We start from the raw sequence: 18181 nt of genomic DNA, 5'->3' as shown, positions 1-18181 counted from the left end.
TCACTTTACGATTAAAACACCTCCGAGCCCTCACAGACTTGCAGGAACACCGCAGTTGGAGGTATGAAGCGCACAACATCAACAACGAGAACAACTGGGCATGCGCGGTTATTTTGCTATTGGCTCTGAAGGGCTTTCCAAATCCATGAATGTTGGCACGCTGATGCGTACAGGTCATGCATTCGGAGCAAGTTACTTTTTTACAGTCGATGCACACATCAAAGGGCTTGGAGCTGCCATGAAGGCCGACACCTCCAAAAGCCCGGACCACCTGCCGTACTTTGCTTGGAACTCGGTTGATGAAATGCAGTTCCCACGCGGCTGCAAACTCGTTGGTGTCGAACTCACCGACGATGCAATCGAGCTGCCAAGCTTCGGTCATCCGCTGCAAGCAGCCTACATCCTTGGCCCTGAGCGCGGCTCCCTCTCCAAAGAGATGCAGGAACGCTGTGACTACATCGTCAAAATCCCAACCAAGTTCTGCTTGAACGTTGGCGTCGCTGCTGCTCTGGTTTTGTATGACCGCTACATGGCGCACGGAAAGTACGCCGAACGCTCTATAACCGCTGGGGCACCTAAAGACCCGCTACTGGAACACGTTCATGGTGCTCCGATCTTCAGAACTGGTCGAAAAGTTCCGGGCTTCGATAGCAACTCCTGAGTGATTCGAGAGCAGGTTGCCATTTCTGATATGCATTCTCAAATGGCAACCTTTAATTCTCACCATGGCAAATGCATTGCGTAAATTTTTAAATTAACGCGCTTGGCCCGACACAGCGTCTCCACATTACAAATTCGTAATTCTTAACGGCTCTTTGCTTCGCATTTTCTCTCAATCTGTGAACACTATGTGGAAAGGCGCCCATATTTTTTACTGGGTAAAATGCTGCCAATTAATTTGAAAAGACATCGGAAAATCTGAGCTTTTAAAGGCAATTAGCGCTTATTTACTAGCGCGTTAAATACAGCAAATAATCAACTTGCATATCTACTGTCTTCCGTCACTTAAAACGGAAATTCATTAGTGGCTTTACGCTTGATATTATGGCTGTGCGTGCCACACTCCCGCCAGATTTCTGTTGCCAGCATTCATGGAGCGGTTCAAAGGCAAATAATTTTTTGCCTCTGTAAAAACAGGGTATCAACCCTTTTGTAACCATCTTTAAAGTAACCCTAACATTAAGTTTTATGGGTTTTCGCACAGAATCTCAGATTTTGTCGTACGCAACGCGGTTTGGAGAAGATGCAAGCACGTATCCTGATAACTGCCTTAATGGCTCTTGGTATCTCGGGCGCGACTGCAAATGCGCAGTCTCCTGCCCTCTTGAAAGAAAACAAGGATTGGGCAACCTACACCTTCAACACCCAGAGCGGTGGTAAGGTGTGTTATGCTATTTCCGCACCAACACAATCACTGCCGACAGATAGAAACCACGGTGAAGTCTTCTTCTTCGTTTCTACCCGTCCAAGTGAAGGCGTATCCAATGAGCCAAGCTTTATAGTGGGTTATCCATTTAAAGAAGGCTCTCTGGTCACGACCAATGTTGATGGTCAGCAGTTCACCATGTTCACCAAAGGTGACGGCGCATGGGTTCAGAACGCTGCGGAAGAGAAGCGTTTGGTTGACGCTATGAAAGCAGGCAGTTCCATGTCTATTTCTGGCGAGTCCGCTCGCGGCACCAAAACTTCCTACAAGTTTTCCTTGAGTGGCATCACTGCTGCTGTAAGGGATGCTACCAGCGCCTGCCAATAAGGCGCTGACACTCAGAATTGTTTGAGAGCATAGAGGTCTCTTGCCTGCGCCAGCTTGCCGCCACGCAATTTGAGATCTGGGATTTTCAAACTACGCGATTTCGGCTATAAGCGTGCCGAATACGTAGGCGGTTGCTGCTGGCGACCGCCTCTTCGCATTTTTGGCAGCGAGCAATGGGCACTCATTTCCCGCTTTTTCCTGCTAAACCGTATTGCTGAAGAGTGAGGCACATTCTTCGGGCTTGAATACGCAAAGAACATAAGCTTAAAGCCGAGCATCTAAGAACAACTGGTGAATGACCATGGCGGTATCGTTAGACATCGCGCACAAATCCGCTGATCCGGCGGCGACCAGCGCAGCAAAATCAACTCCTGCAACAGATCCGGTGCAGGAAGAAAAGCCATCCCTTATCGGCCTCAGCCGTGAAGAGTTGGGCAATGCCCTTGCTGCAGTAGGTGTCCCAGAACGTCAGATCCGCATGCGCGTGAACCAGCTGTGGCACTGGCTCTACGTTCGCGGCATCTCTGATTTCAGCAAGATGAGCAACGTCTCCAAAGACCTGCGCACTAAGCTGGACTTCGCATTCACCATCGCCCGTCCGGAAATTGTCACAGAACAGATCTCCGTAGACGGCACCCGCAAATGGCTGTTCCGCTTCCCGTCCCGCGGCGCTGGTAAACCGGTTGAGGTAGAAACCGTCTACATCCCGGAAGAAGACCGTGGAACGCTCTGCATTTCCTCTCAGGTTGGCTGTACCCTCACCTGCACCTTCTGCCACACCGGCACGCAGAAAATGGTTCGCAACCTGACCGCAGAAGAGATCCTCGCACAGCTGATGCTCGCGAAAGACCGTCTCAATGATTTCCCGGATGCAGATGCACCAGAAGGTGGTTTGGACGCATCCACATCCAATCGCCGCCGCATCACCAACATCGTGATGATGGGCATGGGCGAGCCACTCTACAATTTCGAGAACGTCAAGAAAGCACTGCTGATCGCCTCCGACGGTGATGGCCTGTCCCTTTCCAAGCGCCGTATTACGCTTTCCACCTCTGGCGTCACCCCAGAGATTGCACGCACCGGTGACGAAATCGGCTGTATGCTGGCAATCTCCCTGCACGCAGTGAATGACGAGCTCCGTAACGTACTGGTTCCGATCAACAAGAAGTACAATCTGGAAACGCTTCTTCAGGCATGCCGTGACTATCCGGGCCTGTCCAACGCAAAGCGCATAACCTTCGAATACGTGATGCTGAAAGGCGTCAACGACAGCCTTGAAGATGCGAAGAAACTGGTACAGCTGCTCAAAGGCATCCCGGCAAAGATCAACCTGCTGCCGTTCAACCCATGGCCGGGCTCTCCATATGAGTGCTCCGACTGGGAACAGATCGAAGAATTCGCAGATGTTGTGAACCGCGCAGGCTACGCTTCTCCAATCCGTACCCCACGTGGCCGCGATATCTTCGCTGCCTGTGGCCAGCTGAAGTCCGCTTCTGAGCGTCTCCGTAAATCAGAGCGTGAAGCTCTTGAAAAAGCGCAGACCCAGGGCGACGCCTAACCAAAGCTCAGCAATAATTACTCGAAAGGCCGGTGCTTGAGATAAGCGCCGGCCTTTTTCTTTGCGTTCACTCCATGTGCACGGACTTCAGATATCGTGCCGTCAGGACAGATGCGATAACTGGACATCACCCCCATGACAGACAAAGCACATCCCTCGCAAAAAAACGCTACAACCACTGGCATGAAGGCCAAAGGGTTCTACAACAAGAACTCTGCTCCACAGCAAGCCACCATCGCTTATGTGTACCCATGGCTTCACGAAGCTGTCGGCAACCTGCCAATGCCAACAAACGGATCACCGCTCCGATTTGTTGATTACGGTTGTTCTGAGGGGGCCAACTCCATACAGATCATGGCTCAGCTCACTGAGGCCACAAGACAGCATGGCACCAATCCAGTTCAGACAATCCATAGCGATCTGCCCAGCAACGATTACACTACCCTGCTCCACACCATAGGAAACCGAACCCAACCGCCTTACACCGATCCATCTGTCTTCGGCAGCATCGTCGGCGGTTCCATGTTCAACCAGTTGCTACCACCCGGCTCTGTGCATCTGGCAACGTCCTTCAATGCCACAGTATTCCTCTCAGAACGCCCGCTTGAACGCCTGCCCGACTACGTTATGCCCAACGGCCCAAGTCTCTCAGATGAAAGAGGCTCTATCTCAGCGAAAGATAAGGAAGTCTGTGAAAAGCAAGCCGCCCATGATCTGGAAACATTTCTCAAAGCACGCGCAAACGAACTCGCCCCCGGTGGCAAACTCATGCTGCAAACTGTCGGCAGAAATGAACACGTCTCAACCGCAGACGGGATCGTAAACCTATTCAACCTGTCTCTGCTCGATCACGTCGCCGACGGCTCAATCTCTCAAGATACTTATGAGCGCTACTATCATCCCGTCTACATACGCAGCCTGGAACAGCTCACAGCACCTGTAAAACCTGGGAGCGGGTCGTTGTCTCATCTGTTCAACATAGACAAAGCAGAATGCTACGAAACACCGGTCCCATTCGTAGAGCAATACAAGCAGGACAACGATGCCTCCGCCTATGCTCGGCAAATTGTGAACTTCTATCGGGCCTTCACCGAAGCTCCCCTAAGAGCAGCCCTCTCACATCTCCCAAACACCACAGAGCTCCTCGACAGCATCTACGCCCGCGGCGAACACCGCGTCCGCGAAGCCCCCCACCTCTACGACTTCCACTTCATCAGCGTAGCCATGCTGCTGACGAGGACGGAGAATGGGTGACGTGATCGGTTGATTGCTCAACTTAGAGCAAACATGTGAGCACTGCTAACTCTCGCCATAGTCATGATGAATGGTTCTAGCTAATCTCATATCCTATTGGCTCCAATCATGTTTATTGCTCATTTCCCTGCTGGCTACCTGCTTGGAAAAGCAGCTACCAAACAGCTGAACCTGAAGTCCCGGCAACTCGTCCTTTGGATCGCAATCGGCAGCATTCTTCCTGATGCTGACATGCTCTACTTCTATCTTGTAGACAGCCAGAGTACCCATCACAGGCACTACCCTTCTCATTGGCCGATAACCTGGCTCACGCTCCTTACGCTATCAGCCATCCTGTTGTCGAGAAAATCCCGCTCGGGTGTTGCTTTGTTCGGAGTAAGCATCGGCGGCCTGCTACACATGATTTTGGACAGTGTTGCAGCACCTGTCTTCTGGCTTGCCCCGTTCTCCAAACTCCAAGTCGAACTCATAAAAATCCCGGCTATCTACGAGAATTATATCTGGAGCTTCGTCCTGCACTGGACATTTGCAATTGAAATCCTCATCTGCTCAATAGCTATTGGTGTATTCTTGAAAAGCAGAAGATCACCGCATCAGACACAGACATAAAGGATTGCACAATGATCGACGGAACCAAGCTCTTTTTTCAGCTGCTCCGTATCGCTTTAGGCTTCTCATTGGCAATCATCGCAGCCGGTCTGTTTTTGTCCTGGGGCTTCTTCAGAACCCTGAGCGTTCATGGTGGACCTGAGGCAGATATCATCCAGCTCATTGCAATCACGTGGAGCACGATTATCTCCGCAAGCGTAATTGGAGCTCTGTCGCTCATCCCGAGCGGTTTCGCCATTGGCTTTGCTGAACTGATGAAATGGCGAGGCGTCATCTATCATGTCTCCGCAGGTGGCCTCATCGCCCTCGTCCTCTGGGGCATCGGCGGCGCACTTCCCGCTGACTTGTTCTACGTCTCAAACGAAGCAGGCAGCATCATTGCCTACTCTGCACCCGGAACCCCAACACCACCAACCGAAGGCCTCCGCCCCGGCTCATCCGTTGCAGCCTCCGCAGGCTTTATCGCCGGTTTCATCTACTGGCTCATCGCCGGCAAAGCATCCGGCAGCTGGTGGATAAACAAGCGATCGCCCTCTGACACATCTCGTTAGGAGAGGTGTTCCCTCACTTTGGGGCAGTCATCATCATGGCAAAACACACTGCAAAAACTAAGTGGTTCAACATATAAAAAGACGCCAATATAAACCTTGCAGAGTGCAATTTAAAAGATATAAAGCTAACTTCTTCAATCAAGAATTTGCACCCGCACATCCGTGCAATTGAAAGGTGAGTTATGAACAAAGCAAATTACTTTATGCAGTTGAAAACAATCAGAGACAACGTTGCTGAAGACAAGCAGTCTGACTTCGACGTGATGTTTGCAGGTAAAGAGAAGAACCCGACCGTAGCTCTCGTACTTGGCCTATTCCTCGGAAGTCTCGGCATCGACCGTTTCTACACTGGTCAGATCGGCCTTGGCATCCTGAAGCTTATCACTCTCGGTGCACTCGGCATCTGGACACTGATCGACTGGTTCCTGATCATGGGTGCGGCTCGCAACAAAAACATTCAGCTTGCGACTGAAACCGCTCTCTACGTGAAGTAAGAACACGAAAAAGCCGAGGCGCCAACCTCGGCTTTTCTTTTGCTATTCTGCGCGATCTTTCAGCAATCGCAGGGCGTTGGTTACCACGATCAGCGTAGCCCCCACGTCCCCGAGGATCGCGGCCCAGAGGCTGGCGAAGCCGAGGGCGGTCAGGATCACCAGCAGGCCTTTCACGATAAACGCAAAAGCAATGTTCTGGTGGATGATCTGAAGCGTCCGTTTTGAGTGATGGATGAGCCACGGCAGACGGGAAAGATCATCTTTCATCAACGCGATATCAGCCGTCTCAATCGCGGCATCAGAGCCAATCGCGCCCATTGCCACACCGAAGCTCGCCCGGGCCATCGCAGGTGCATCGTTCACACCATCACCGATCATCGCCACAGTCTCATATTCATGAGAGAGCTGCTCAACAGCGGCCACCTTATCTTCCGGCAGCAACTCAGCACGCACTTCGTCGATCCCAACAGAAGCCGCAACCCGCTCCGCCGTTGCCTTGTTATCACCTGTCAGCATCACCAGCTTCTCAACGCCAGCCTTATGCAGTTGGGAAACCAGCTCCTCTGCGGTGTCGCGAACAGTATCGGCCAGCGCGATCAGGCCACATACGTGAGCATCGGTGCCAACCGCAACCACGGTCTTGCCTTCAGCTTCCAGCTCACGTGCTTTGGCATCTGCTTCACCAATGTCGAAGTCTTTTTCATTCAGGAACCGGCGAGATCCGAGCCAATAGCTCTTGCCATTGCGCTGACCGGAAAGGCCACGCCCCGGCAACAGCTCAACATTCTCAGCAGGCTGATACGCAACGCCATCTTCCTTCGCTCGTGTCAGGATCGCTTCTGCCAGAGGGTGAGAACTACGGGCTTCCAGAGAAGCTGCACGCACAAGAAGCTCTTCCACGCTATGGCCGGACAGCGGGTAAACATCTGTCACTGTTGGCAGGCCATTGGTGATGGTGCCGGTCTTATCAAAAGCCAAAGCCTTCAAACGAGCAGGCAGTTCAAGGAACACACCACCTTTGATCAGCACGCCATTGCGAGCGGCAGAGGTCAAACCAGCAACAATGGAGACAGGCGTGGAGATCACCAGCGCACAGGGGCAGGCAATGACCAGCAGAACCAACGCGCGATAGAACCAATCCATCCAGGCCGCACCAAACAGCAACGGCGGAATAACAGCCAGCAACACAGCCAGAACCATCACAGCTGGCGTATAAACACGAGCAAACTTCTCAACCCACTGCTCAGCAGCAGCGCGACGCGCCTGTGCTTCGCTCACCATGCGGATGATACGGGCCAGCATGGTGTCATCAGCGCCCTTGGTCGCCTCTACCTCAAAGCTGCCTTCGCCATTGATGGTACCAGCATAAACGTCATCACCAGCCTCCTTCATCACGGGAACGCTTTCACCCGTAATCGGAGCCTGATCGACACTGCCGACCCCTTTGCGCACCACGCCATCCAGCGGAATACGATCACCGCCGCGCACAACAAACACTGCACCCGGCTTCACGCTGTTGGCAGCAACTTCCTCTTCGCCGCCATCTGGCTTGAGCAAGCGCACAACAGTTGGTGCAATATCCATAAGCGCGGCCACAGCCTTGCGAGCGCGCCCAACACTCCAGCTTTCCAGATAAAGTGAGAGAGAAAACAGGAAGGCAACGGTCGCCCCTTCAAACCACTCACCAATACCAATTGCACCAGCAACCGCCACCAGCATCAGCAGGTTCATGTCAGGCCGCAACGTCCTCAGGGCATACCAGCCCTTTGGAGCCACCAAACGCAGACCAGCAACAATGGCAAGCATATACAGCACTTCAACCGGCCCGGAAGGAACGGAGTCAAAGACGCTGAACACGTCTGTGGAACTGGTGCTTGAGAAGAACAGAGTTGCCTGAACAATAATGGCAGCCGCCCAGAACAAACCACTAGCAACGGTAAAGGTGCCCAACCGCCGGTGCTGTTTTGCACGTGCATCAGCTGCTTCCTGCTCAATGAACAGAGCGGCTTTCATTCCCGTGCTATCAACCGCCTTCATAATCTGCTCGTCGGTGACATCACGAGCAACGGGAGAAACAATCATCTTCCCGTTCAACACATCAAACGCCAGATACTCGGGGTCGCCAACAACGGGGCCAACCACACGGCGAAGAATACCCATCTCTTCCGCACAGCACAGCCCTTCAACACGGAACGAACGCGCACCTTTCCAGTTGGTTACATCGGGGATAGCAACTTCATTTTCGCTGGCACAGCCACATCCGGTATGAGCGTGAACATGCGTGTGCTTGTGCTCGTGGGCCGAACCACAGCACTCATCCGCAGAAGCTTCAGGCTTGGAAGAACAACAAGAGCTCTCTTTCTCTTGCGCATCGCCTTGACCAGAACAACAAGAACTCTCTGCCTTTTGAGGCTGCTCAGCCTTATTGGAGCAGCAGCTTTTTGTAGCGTGATCTAGTGGCTCTTCCGGTGAGATGTTTTGGCTTCGACCTTCCGCGTTGGACATGATCTGCTCCATGCAATTTTATCATTGCAAGAGAAGATAAGACCTCTAGTCGCTGTAGCTTCAAGGGTAAAAATGCGATTTCTATGAATTTTCTTTTCGAAGACACGATCGGTTTTGATCAAGCCGAGCAGCTAAGGCTTCAGATCTCACGGCTTTCCATGTTTTGTCTGAACGCTCTGCAGCATGCGTTCCAGCATCGGAAGCAACAGCTTCTGCTCTTCCTCAGTCAGGTCAGCCAGCAAAACCCCATTCACATGCCTGTACATATCAATGAGATGAGAAAGCCCCTGCCCTTTTTCCGTCAGATGGATTTTCACAGAGCGCTTATCATCCTCAACCGCTGACCGGCTCACCAGTTCTTTGCTTTCCATCCGATCAAGCAAACGCGAAAGCGCGGCAGTTTTCTTGCCAGAGTAATCAGAAAGCTCCGAAACACTCAGTCCGTCTTGACGCCACAGCGCAGAAAGCACCACCCATTGTGCCAGAGAAAGGTCATGGGGACGCAGATAGTCTTCAGCCAGGCTACAGGCCGCCTCAGACAAGGTGTTCAGCAATCTACCCATGGACGGCAGATATGAAATCGTCTCGGTCATCGAATTCCAGAAATTATTGCTTCTATTATATTATTGACATCTAATTTACATGTAAACTAAAATCAGATCATTCCTATCGCCAAAGGTAATTCTAATGTCTTCGCCACAAAAATATAGTCGCCCGACAATCATCCTGCACTGGCTGTTTGCCGCCACCATCATTGCTGTTTTCATTCTGGGCAAAGTCCTTGAAGGAACGGCTGTCTCACCTGAAAAACTCAACATCTTCATGGCTCATGCAGGCCTTGGAGCTCTTACAGGGCTGTTTCTGATCTACCGCATCGTGCTGCTCATCAAACACGCACGGCCAAAACCAGATCCTGATTGGGGTATTGTGATGATCAGCCTGTCAAAGCTGGTTCACCTACTGCTCTACCTCGCCCCGCTAGCTCTCGTCATCTCAGGCATGGGCATGTCGCTGTTTGCTGGTCTGATGGAACTGGCAATCGCTGGAGACTGGCAGGCATGGCCAGAGAACATCACAATTCCACCAGCTGCACTTCATGGCTTCGCAGCGCCTGTTCTGCTCGCCTCATTCGCACTGCACGTGATCGCAGCGCTCTATCATCAGTTTGTGCTGAAGGATAATCTGGTCGCCAGAATGAAGACGGCTTAAGCAGATCACTGCGTATCGCCGAAAAGTGGGAACCGGTTTTCGGATAAAGATACGCAAAGTTAAAGCCTAAAGCAGTTCATGTGTTTCTACGAAGCCAAGGACTGCTTTACGGCATCTACAGCTTGTAGATGCCTTCCTTATCAGCGCAGGTTTCCAGCGCTTCAGCTGCAGTACGCCCATCCAGCAAAGGTGCTTCCGGCCAGATCTCGGTCAGCGGAATAAGCACGAACGCACGTTCGCCCATGCGCGGATGCGGAACCTGCAGCCCCTCTTCCTCAACGCTTGCATGATCATAGATGAGCAGGTCGATATCAATCGTCCGCGGCCCCCAGCGCACATCACGCACACGGCCAAGCTGCTTTTCGACATCCAGACCTGCATTCAGCAGGTCACGCGGAGACAGAACCGTCTCCACCGTAATGCAACAGTTGCGGTAGTCATCCTGTGGCACTGGCCCCCACGGCGGTGTGCGATAATCGGATGACTTTTTTAAAACAGATATTCCCTCGACAGCATTCAATGCGGCCACTGCACCGTCGATATTCGCTTTGGTATCGCCAAGATTTGAGCCCAAACCAAGTGCTGCAACAATCTTTTCTTGTGTCATTATTGGCTGCTGCCTAGTTCTTTCATTGCTTGGAAGATCCGCACGGCATCAGCATGCGGCTTCACATCATGCACTCGCAGAATTTGCGCTCCGTGTTGTAGCGAAAGCGTGTGGACTGCAAGCGATCCAGCCATACGCTCTGGCGCTTCATTATTCAACACATATCCAATCATACGTTTGCGAGATGCCCCCGCAAGGATTGGGCGGTTAAACTTACGAAGCTCAGAAAGCCGGTTCAGGATCTGATAGTTCTGCTGAAGGGTTTTGCCAAAGCCAAAGCCCGGATCGAGGATCTGATGCTCTTCCGGAATGCCAGCATCTGTAGCCAGCTTGAGTGACTTTTCAAAGAAGCGCTCGATGTCAGCCATGATGTCCAGCTGCTCATCAACCTCGGTGCGGTTATGCATCATGATGACAGGCACACCGGCATCCGCCACAACGCCAGCCATGTCAGGGTCTTTCTGCAAGCCCCAAACATCATTGACGATGTGCGCGCCAGCCTTGCAGGCGGCGGCGGCAACCTTGGCCTTATACGTATCGATGGAAATCAGAACCGGTAGCTCTTTGATGAGATCCAGCACCGGCAGAACCCGCTCCAGCTCGTCCAGCTCCTCAACCACAGTCGCGCCGGGCCGCGTGCTTTCGCCGCCAACATCGATGATATCCGCCCCTTCGGCAATCATCTCAATCGCATGCGCAAGCGCAGCAGCGGGAGCATCAAACTGCCCACCATCAGAAAAGCTATCCGGGGTCACGTTCAAGATGCCCATGACAAGCGGCCGCTGAGAGCTTTCCAGCACTCGATGATCAAACTCTGCCATAAGGGTCCCTCCCACTTTCTGGTCCCTCATAGCCTCCCAATGCGCACGTTTCCAGCAAAAATCGAGAGATCCGAGAACAGTTCACCATCCTCAGACCAATCGTTAGCCAGCAAGAGCGAAGAGTGATCGGTACTCCAACACTCAGTTCAGTGCATTTTACAGAACTTCACGCTCGTAATAAGTAATCACTGGCGCATCCTGCATGAAGGAGAGCAACTGGCTCATGACGCCGTTCTCTGAGATGAACTGAATGTAGGCTTGGTGATGCTCTTGAGATAGCCATTCTTCAAAGAGCATCAAATCTTGCTGCTCAGCATTATAAAAAACACCAACGCTCAGAGCACCGGAAAACCCGCGTACATTGGGAAGGTTGGCCTGCAGAAATTGCTGCAGCTCCGCATAGCGAGCCTCTTTAACCTTCATTTGCAATGTAACAGTGATAGACATGTTTTTCTCCTTTAAAAACAAGGAGAAATTATCCATTCATCTCATTCGCCTATACGCGCAAAACACCAAAAATGCCGTTTTCAGCTCACGAATTATCCGGCAAAACTATCTTGGTAGGACAACCGCGCCTGCTTCGGCGTTTCATCATAACGCCCTTTGAAGGCTTTAATGAAATGGGAGGTGTTCACAAAGCCAATCTGCATCGCGATCTCTGTCACGCTAAGCTTCCCCTCAAAAACAAGCTCCCGTGCCTTCTCTAAACGAGTATCCAGCAGCCACTTGCTCGGCGTCACACCATTGAGGCGCTTGAAGTCCCGGTTAAAGCTGGAAACTGACCGTCCCGAAAGTTTGGCAAAGTCTTTCACTGAGAGATTGTAGGCGTTCCCGTGCCGCATCAGATGCTTGATGTTTCGACGTTTCCCGGCAGCGCTTGCCCCGATCAAAAAACTGAGCAAACGTTGCTCATGCCCTAGCAAATCCACCAGATACAACAGCTCAAGCAGCTTCATGCGCACCAGATCCGGAGGTGCCTTATTGAGATCTTTATAGATAGATTTCAGGCCCGCCACGTATTCGCTTATGGAAGCATTGGCGGCAACTTTGAACGGCTGATGCGCTGCTGCTTTATCACCTTCTGCAATGCGCTTGCGCCTCAGGAATTCTGCAATAACAGCAGTATCAAAGAAAAAAAGGATAGCCTCCAAAGGCCCATCTTCATTGGTGAAGTCCGAAATCATATGAAGATCGCGCCCCATGAAGAGCATCTCACCATCATGCAAAACGAACTCTTCATGCTCAGCCGAAGAAAAACTCTCCCGCCCTGAGATCACGAAAGCCAGACAAGGTGTGCTTGTAAAGAACTCGATGTCCCGCATGTCCTCGCGGATAAACTTATGAAAAATAGAGGCCTTCCCGTCTGACATAATCAAACGCGCATCAGCCATATCATGAAGCGATTCCGGAATGAGCAAAGTGTTGTCCGAGCAATATTCGGCGATCAGCTGGTTCATAATCATCTCATAAATTCAGCCAGTTACGAACTGACCGGCTCTTCCACGCCTCGTTTCTTAACCGGCAAAATCAGCAAGAACAGCGCGATGAACGCCATTCCTGGCATGACAACACCAAGCGCCGTCACAGGATCAGGCACCACAATAGCCGTGACAAGGCTGCCAAAGAACCCGCCCGCCATCTGAATGAAACCCATCAGAGCGGAAGCAGCACCAGCAATCTCAGGAAACGGCTCCATCCCCCGCATGGAAAGCGCAGGCATCGCCATGGACGCCCCAAAAGCAAACACCCCGATTGGGATCATGATGCTCAGAAAGCTCAGATATTCAAGCTGAGTGACAACAAACAACGCCAGACCACCCAAACCGCAACAAATCAAGGCAGGCGCAAGCAGCGTTTCTGTGCTGAACCGCCGAAGCAGCAACCGCGTCACCACCCCACCCATGAAGAACGAACCAGACTGCAGAACCATCCCCATGCCAAACTGCAAAGGCGTCAGACCAATCCGCTCAATCAAAACAAACGGCAGCACCGTGGAGAGCGTATAGATCACCCCGATCGTAAACCCGAGGATCAGCGAGGGCTGCATAAACTCAAAGGAGCGCAGCAGCCTCCAGTAAGACGCTAGGATCTGCTTCGGGCGAATAAGGCGGGCATCCCGATAGGTGTTCGTTTCTGGTAGAATAGTCAGCGTCAGCAACAGGATGAAACCGGCATACGCCACCATCAAAACAAAGATCGCCTGCCAACCAAACGCACTCAACGTCAAAGCGCCAATGGTAGGCGAAATCGCAGGCCCGATGCCCAGCATCACCGCCAGCAGGTTCATAATCCGCGCGCCAGCCTCACCGGAAAACTGATCCCGAACAATCGCCCGCGCCACAGCAATCCCGCTGGACGCGCCAATCCCTTGAACCAACCGCCCTAGCAACAGCATCTCAATGTTGGGAGCCAACCAGGCAAGAAGACTGCCCAGCAGATAACAACTGAAGAACCCGAGAATAATAGGCCGCCGCCCAAACGCATCCGAGAGCGGCCCGCAGAGCAACTGAGCGAGCGTAAAGCCAGCGAAGTAAACCGTGAGCGTGAGCTTGGCGACCGCTTCCGTTGTTCCAAACACCTCAGCCAGCGTCGGCAAGGCAGGCGTGTAAAGCGCCATGGAAAGCGGACCAATTGTAACTAGCAATGCCCCGAAAACCGCAGTCCGTCCTGCAGAGAGCTGCAGCTCTGTGGGTGTACCCGTTGCCTTTTTCATTCCCGAACCCCAAGGCAAGGCACGTTGCTAACCCGAATGCGCTTCACCAGTTTTCTTGAAAATCACGTGTTGAGCGGCAACTCTAGGGAAATTGCTTAGAGCGCACAACGAAAAACAGGTGCCCGATTATCCATCGGACACCTGTTCAAAATCAAAGAGCAATGACGCCAAGCCTTATCCCACAACACGAAACTTCGCTGCTTCCTGCGTTGGAGAGCTGCCGAAGAAGCGCTTGAACTCACGGCTGAACTGAGACGGGCTTGCATAGCCAACCCGGTAAGCAGCCTGACTGGCACTCATGTTCTGGCTCAGCATCATGGAGCGCGCCTTATGCAGGCGGATCGACTTCACATACTGCAGCGGAGACAGGCCAGTTGCACCCTTAAAGCCGGCATGGAAAGCAGAAATGCTCATGCATGCCATCTTCGCCATTTGGTCCACGCTCAGATTTGTTGAGAAATCCTCGTGCAAAACTTGAAGAACTCGCGCGATGCCCTGAGACTTCTCACTGTTCTGGAAAAGTACACGTAGGCTTGCACCGTACTCGGACTTGAGCACGTGATACAGAAACTCTCGATAATATCCATCAGCGAGAATTTTCGTTTGTTCTTCGCTATTTAGCGTCTGCATCAGACGACAAACGGAAAACAACGCTTCTTCAGAAAGGTGCGCTGGACGACCAAGCATTTCGCCATACTCAAACTCGAGTGGCTCCTGCTCAATCAGCAGCATCAGTTCTGCCAATACGTTGATATCAATCGCTAAATTGACCGCGTAGAGAGGTTTCTCCGGCGAAGCTTCGACGATCTCGATCTCAAGTGGAATCGGAGACACAAGTGCCGCATAGCTCTGCTGGGAATAAAGGAAACTCTGGCTACCCAAATGGCCTCTGACCAGACCCTGAAAAACGATACGAATGCTTGGTGAATACATAACAGCGCGAGGCTTTGTCGCGGTTGTCATGCGAATCACTTCTACACATTCATGTCTGGTTGCACTCACGCCCTCGCTTGGGGCGAGAGGGGCAAACCATTCTTCTAACCACTGTTGGGTTGCAAATTGCATTGGTTTTCCAACAACTTTTGGGATTACGCGCACAGGGGGTATTCTATTGTCTTATAATCACCCACCACGAATAAGTTGGTGTAAATATTGGGGATTGCAATACCCAATATTGCGATATTGAATGGTATTAGATTGCCATATTCCTTTTTGTAGTCAAGCGACTGTCTACTGATGGTCCCGACCCATAATTTATTAGTTAGCCGAAGGTCTAAATTAAAGGAGCACTGCTTGCTTTTACCTGAACTGTCTAACCTTGAACAACAGAAACAGGAGCTTCAAGCAAGCTTTCGCGAACGTGGATACGCATTTCACCACCAAATTGACACGCCCGGACGGATCTGGAGAAATCTGTTTGCGGAGGCAGAAGAGATTTTCGTCGCCCTGACACCTGGCATGTCTATAGGGATCAATGGTCAGTTTATCAATTTAGAGCCCTTCGAAGAATTCTATATTCCTGCAGGCAAGAGCTTCGATATCGTAGGCCGTTGCCCGGATGAGTGCCAATGGATGCACGCGTACGACCTTGCTGAGATCGATGTGCGCTCAAGATTGGTGAGAAAATCCGGCCTGCTTTCTATCGACGATTACAACTTCCTCAATGAAGAGTAAGTGATCTGGCACACTTTTGCGCCGAAAGCCGCAATAAACCTCATTTTTTGATGTCTTGGTGAGAACTTGTCAGCTTATCGGAAGCTGAATTGCGTTCTTTTTCCGGCAAAATCTATCAAACCAGCCAATCTGACCTAGAAAAAAGCGTGCTCGACTAAATACTTAGCAGTTTTTTGGCGAGATGGTTTGAAATGACACAAAAATAGGATAGAAGAGCGCATCTTTCATTAGAGAAAAACCAGATTGAAGGAATGGCGTGGATCGGGCACCTCATGATCCTCCCACACGCCGCGACTTCCTATGGCCAGACGGAGCCTCCATGAAACTTCGCAATATTGCGATCATCGCCCACGTTGACCACGGCAAGACAACCCTGATCGACGTCCTGTTGAAGCAGTCCGGCGTCTTCCGCGACAACCAGCGCACCGAAGAACGCATGATGGACTCCAACGATATCGAGCGTGAGCGCGGCATCACCATTCTGGCGAAGAACACTTCGCTTGTATGGAAAGACACCCGCATCAACATCGTTGACACCCCAGGCCACGCCGACTTCGGCGGTGAAGTTGAACGTATCCTTCACATGGTTGACGGTGTTGTCCTGCTCGTTGACGCAGCTGAAGGCCCAATGCCGCAGACCAAGTTCGTACTTGGTAAAGCGCTGAAGCTTGGCCTCAAGCCAATCGTCGCGATCAACAAGATCGACAAACCTGAGCAGCGTGCTGACGAAGTGCTGGACGAAGTATTCGACCTCTTCGCATCTCTGGATGCGAACGAAGAGCAGCTCGACTTCCCAGTCGTCTACGGTTCTGCAAAGCAGGAATGGATGTCACTTGAACCAGCAGGTCCTCAGGACTCCATGGCTCCACTGTTCGACATGATCCTCGACAAAGTGTCCGAACCACAGGCTGAAGAAGGTGAATTCCGCCTCCTGGCAACCACCATCGAATCCGATCCGTTCCTCGGTCGCATCCTCACAGGCCGCATCGCTTCCGGCGTTGCCAAGCCAAACATGGCTGTGAAAGCCCTGTCCCGTGATGGCAAGCTGATCGAAACCGGTCGTATCTCCAAGGTTCTCGCATTCCGTGGTCTTGAGCGTCAGGCAATTGACGAAGGTGAAGCAGGCGACATCGTTTCCGTAGCAGGCCTCACAAAGGCAACTGTTGCTGACACCATTGTTGACCCGCAGGTCACTGAGCCAATTCAGGCACAGCCAATCGATCCGCCAACCCTGTCCATGATGTTCCGCGTGAACGATGGTCCTCTGGCAGGCACCGAAGGCTCCAAGGTTCAGTCCCGCGTTATCCGCGAGCGTCTGCTGAAGGAAGCTGAAGGTAACGTTGCACTGCGCGTTGAAGAAACCGACGAACCAGATGCATTCATCGTTTCTGGCCGCGGCGAACTTCTGCTCGCAATCCTGATCGAAAACATGCGCCGTGAAGGCTTCGAGCTTTGCGTTGGTCGTCCGCGCGTTGTTTATCAGGAAGACGAAGCAGGCAACCGCCTTGAGCCAATCGAAGAAGTTATCATCGACGTTGATGACGAGTTCTCCGGTGCTGTTGTTCAGAAGCTGACCGAGCGCAAAGCAGAACTGCTTGAAATGCGTCCGTCCGGCGGTGGTCGTACACGTCTCGTGTTCAACGCACCAACCCGTGGCCTCATCGGTTATCAGGCAGAACTGATGTCTGACACCCGTGGTTCTGCAATCTTCAACCGCGTATTCCACGAATACGCACCGTACAAAGGTCAGATCCAGGGTCGCCACACCGGCGTTCTGCTGTCCAACGGTCAGGGCGAAGCAGTTGCATACGCACTGTTCAACCTGGAAGATCGCGGTCCAATGATGATCGATCCGGGCACAAAGGTGTATCAGGGCATGATCGTAGGTGAGCACACCCGCGGTAACGACCTTGAAGTGAACGTTCTGAAGGGCAAGCAGCTCACCAACATCCGTTCTGCTGGTAAGGACGATGCGGTTAAGCTGACCACCCCAATGAAGCTGAGCCTTGAAGGCGCGCTCTCTTACATCTCAGAGGATGAGCTGGTGGAAGTTACCCCAGAATCCATCCGTCTGCGTAAAGCGCTGCTCTGCCCGCATGAGCGCAAACGCGCTGAGCGTGCTGCAAAAGCTAGCTGATCAGCTCACAATTAGAATTCCAAAGGGAGGGCCTCGGCTCTCCCTTTTTTGTGAAGGCTAAGTATTCGGCAAATATTGCGACTTGAGGTCATCAAAGGCAATGTGCGATATTATCGAATATTAAGTGAGATCGAGCACTTGCGGACAGGCGACCAAACCAATCCCGCAAGTGCAGCTTTTTCTTGCTCACCATACCCAGTCTTTAAGGACTAAAGGCTGGGTTTTATTTTATCGGCCTCGAACGGGCGAGCTTGCGTTCGGGGCCGGTTACTCTTCTCTTCATATTAAGATCTCCA

The 18181-nt window shown here is 52.0% G+C and carries 18 protein-coding genes; 10 read left to right on the top strand and 8 right to left on the bottom strand.

Annotated elements, in window-relative coordinates:
• Window positions 1–100: 100 nt before the first annotated feature.
• The 7 genes from AC3CB2_RS12015 to AC3CB2_RS11985 all read left to right on the top strand — a co-directional run bounded on the left by AC3CB2_RS12015 (window position 101) and on the right by AC3CB2_RS11985 (window position 6219).
• Window positions 101–661 carry an RNA methyltransferase gene (locus AC3CB2_RS12015; protein ID WP_352931981.1) on the top strand — a complete coding sequence of 187 codons (561 nt, stop codon included), beginning with the start codon at window positions 101–103 and terminating at the stop codon, window positions 659–661.
• A gap of 612 nt (window positions 662–1273) precedes the next feature.
• Window positions 1274–1753 carry an invasion associated locus B family protein gene (locus AC3CB2_RS12010; protein WP_008550537.1) on the top strand — a complete coding sequence of 160 codons (480 nt, stop codon included), beginning with the start codon at window positions 1274–1276 and terminating at the stop codon, window positions 1751–1753.
• 301 nt (window positions 1754–2054) lie between these two features.
• Entirely contained in the window at window positions 2055–3311 is a 1257-nt protein-coding gene (gene rlmN, locus AC3CB2_RS12005) for a dual-specificity RNA methyltransferase RlmN (RefSeq protein WP_488389884.1), read from the top strand.
• 135 nt (window positions 3312–3446) lie between these two features.
• Complete coding sequence (locus AC3CB2_RS12000; RefSeq protein WP_352931985.1) at window positions 3447–4565, top strand: class I SAM-dependent methyltransferase; 1119 nt, start codon at window positions 3447–3449, stop codon at window positions 4563–4565.
• A gap of 108 nt (window positions 4566–4673) precedes the next feature.
• Window positions 4674–5174, top strand: a complete 501-nt coding sequence (locus AC3CB2_RS11995) for a metal-dependent hydrolase (RefSeq protein WP_352931987.1) — start codon at window positions 4674–4676, stop codon at window positions 5172–5174.
• An 11-nt stretch (window positions 5175–5185) separates the two neighbouring features.
• A complete protein-coding gene (locus tag AC3CB2_RS11990) occupies window positions 5186–5725 on the top strand; it encodes a translation initiation factor 3 (protein ID WP_352931990.1) in 540 nt (179 codons plus the stop codon).
• Window positions 5726–5907: 182 nt separating this feature from the next.
• Window positions 5908–6219 carry a TM2 domain-containing protein gene (locus tag AC3CB2_RS11985; protein WP_014283103.1) on the top strand — a complete coding sequence of 104 codons (312 nt, stop codon included), beginning with the start codon at window positions 5908–5910 and terminating at the stop codon, window positions 6217–6219.
• Window positions 6220–6261: 42 nt separating this feature from the next.
• Here the strand turns inward: AC3CB2_RS11985 and AC3CB2_RS11980 are convergent, their stop codons facing one another.
• Together AC3CB2_RS11980 and AC3CB2_RS11975 are read right to left on the bottom strand one after the other, a co-directional pair.
• Entirely contained in the window at window positions 6262–8724 is a 2463-nt protein-coding gene (locus AC3CB2_RS11980) for a heavy metal translocating P-type ATPase (RefSeq protein ID WP_352931992.1), read from the bottom strand.
• Window positions 8725–8870: 146 nt separating this feature from the next.
• Window positions 8871–9317 carry a MarR family winged helix-turn-helix transcriptional regulator gene (locus AC3CB2_RS11975; protein ID WP_352931995.1) on the bottom strand — a complete coding sequence of 149 codons (447 nt, stop codon included), beginning with the start codon at window positions 9315–9317 and terminating at the stop codon, window positions 8871–8873.
• 94 nt (window positions 9318–9411) lie between these two features.
• Here AC3CB2_RS11975 and AC3CB2_RS11970 point away from each other — a divergent pair, with 94 nt between their 5' ends.
• Window positions 9412–9933 carry a cytochrome b gene (locus tag AC3CB2_RS11970; RefSeq protein WP_352931997.1) on the top strand — a complete coding sequence of 174 codons (522 nt, stop codon included), beginning with the start codon at window positions 9412–9414 and terminating at the stop codon, window positions 9931–9933.
• 115 nt (window positions 9934–10048) lie between these two features.
• On the opposite strand, the gene folK is transcribed toward AC3CB2_RS11970, so the two are convergent.
• The 6 genes from folK to AC3CB2_RS11940 form a co-directional block, all read right to left on the bottom strand.
• Window positions 10049–10540: a 2-amino-4-hydroxy-6-hydroxymethyldihydropteridine diphosphokinase gene (folK, locus tag AC3CB2_RS11965; RefSeq protein WP_008550687.1), complete on the bottom strand. Its 492-nt coding sequence runs from the start codon at window positions 10538–10540 to the stop codon at window positions 10049–10051.
• On the bottom strand, window positions 10540–11361 hold the full coding sequence (gene folP, locus AC3CB2_RS11960) for a dihydropteroate synthase (protein WP_352931999.1): 822 nt from the start codon (window positions 11359–11361) through the stop codon (window positions 10540–10542). The genes folK and folP overlap by 1 nt, the downstream gene beginning before the upstream one ends.
• Before the next feature lie 156 nt (window positions 11362–11517).
• Complete coding sequence (locus tag AC3CB2_RS11955) at window positions 11518–11808, bottom strand: putative quinol monooxygenase (RefSeq protein ID WP_352932002.1); 291 nt, start codon at window positions 11806–11808, stop codon at window positions 11518–11520.
• A 92-nt stretch (window positions 11809–11900) separates the two neighbouring features.
• Window positions 11901–12818, bottom strand: a complete 918-nt coding sequence (locus AC3CB2_RS11950; protein WP_352932004.1) for a helix-turn-helix transcriptional regulator — start codon at window positions 12816–12818, stop codon at window positions 11901–11903.
• A gap of 23 nt (window positions 12819–12841) precedes the next feature.
• On the bottom strand, window positions 12842–14074 hold the full coding sequence (locus AC3CB2_RS11945) for a multidrug effflux MFS transporter (protein WP_352932006.1): 1233 nt from the start codon (window positions 14072–14074) through the stop codon (window positions 12842–12844).
• Between the two features lie 174 nt (window positions 14075–14248).
• Window positions 14249–15076 carry an AraC family transcriptional regulator gene (locus tag AC3CB2_RS11940; protein ID WP_371256337.1) on the bottom strand — a complete coding sequence of 276 codons (828 nt, stop codon included), beginning with the start codon at window positions 15074–15076 and terminating at the stop codon, window positions 14249–14251.
• A 291-nt stretch (window positions 15077–15367) separates the two neighbouring features.
• Here AC3CB2_RS11940 and AC3CB2_RS11935 point away from each other — a divergent pair, with 291 nt between their 5' ends.
• Window positions 15368–15748, top strand: coding sequence for a hypothetical protein (locus AC3CB2_RS11935; protein WP_008550598.1), 381 nt, complete (start codon window positions 15368–15370; stop codon window positions 15746–15748).
• 319 nt (window positions 15749–16067) lie between these two features.
• Complete coding sequence (gene typA / locus AC3CB2_RS11930) at window positions 16068–17885, top strand: translational GTPase TypA (protein WP_008550498.1); 1818 nt, start codon at window positions 16068–16070, stop codon at window positions 17883–17885.
• The last annotated feature ends 296 nt before the right edge of the window (window positions 17886–18181 follow it).

The sequence above is a fragment of the Pseudovibrio sp. SCP20 genome, from assembly GCF_057774105.1.
The sequence above is the reverse complement of the archived record's forward strand: the minus strand, read 5'-3'. Positions and strand labels throughout refer to the sequence as shown.

Coding starts and splice junctions, on each gene's coding strand:
- AC3CB2_RS12015 (WP_352931981.1), top strand. CDS start 101: ATGCGCGGTTATTTTGCTATTGGCTCTGAAGGGCTTTCCAAATCCATG.
- AC3CB2_RS12010 (WP_008550537.1), top strand. CDS start 1,274: ATGGCTCTTGGTATCTCGGGCGCGACTGCAAATGCGCAGTCTCCTGCC.
- rlmN (WP_488389884.1), top strand. CDS start 2,055: ATGGCGGTATCGTTAGACATCGCGCACAAATCCGCTGATCCGGCGGCG.
- AC3CB2_RS12000 (WP_352931985.1), top strand. CDS start 3,447: ATGACAGACAAAGCACATCCCTCGCAAAAAAACGCTACAACCACTGGC.
- AC3CB2_RS11995 (WP_352931987.1), top strand. CDS start 4,674: ATGTTTATTGCTCATTTCCCTGCTGGCTACCTGCTTGGAAAAGCAGCT.
- AC3CB2_RS11990 (WP_352931990.1), top strand. CDS start 5,186: ATGATCGACGGAACCAAGCTCTTTTTTCAGCTGCTCCGTATCGCTTTA.
- AC3CB2_RS11985 (WP_014283103.1), top strand. CDS start 5,908: ATGAACAAAGCAAATTACTTTATGCAGTTGAAAACAATCAGAGACAAC.
- AC3CB2_RS11980 (WP_352931992.1), bottom strand. CDS start 8,724: ATGTCCAACGCGGAAGGTCGAAGCCAAAACATCTCACCGGAAGAGCCA.
- AC3CB2_RS11975 (WP_352931995.1), bottom strand. CDS start 9,317: ATGACCGAGACGATTTCATATCTGCCGTCCATGGGTAGATTGCTGAAC.
- AC3CB2_RS11970 (WP_352931997.1), top strand. CDS start 9,412: ATGTCTTCGCCACAAAAATATAGTCGCCCGACAATCATCCTGCACTGG.
- folK (WP_008550687.1), bottom strand. CDS start 10,540: ATGACACAAGAAAAGATTGTTGCAGCACTTGGTTTGGGCTCAAATCTT.
- folP (WP_352931999.1), bottom strand. CDS start 11,361: ATGGCAGAGTTTGATCATCGAGTGCTGGAAAGCTCTCAGCGGCCGCTT.
- AC3CB2_RS11955 (WP_352932002.1), bottom strand. CDS start 11,808: ATGTCTATCACTGTTACATTGCAAATGAAGGTTAAAGAGGCTCGCTAT.
- AC3CB2_RS11950 (WP_352932004.1), bottom strand. CDS start 12,818: ATGAACCAGCTGATCGCCGAATATTGCTCGGACAACACTTTGCTCATT.
- AC3CB2_RS11945 (WP_352932006.1), bottom strand. CDS start 14,074: ATGAAAAAGGCAACGGGTACACCCACAGAGCTGCAGCTCTCTGCAGGA.
- typA (WP_008550498.1), top strand. CDS start 16,068: ATGAAACTTCGCAATATTGCGATCATCGCCCACGTTGACCACGGCAAG.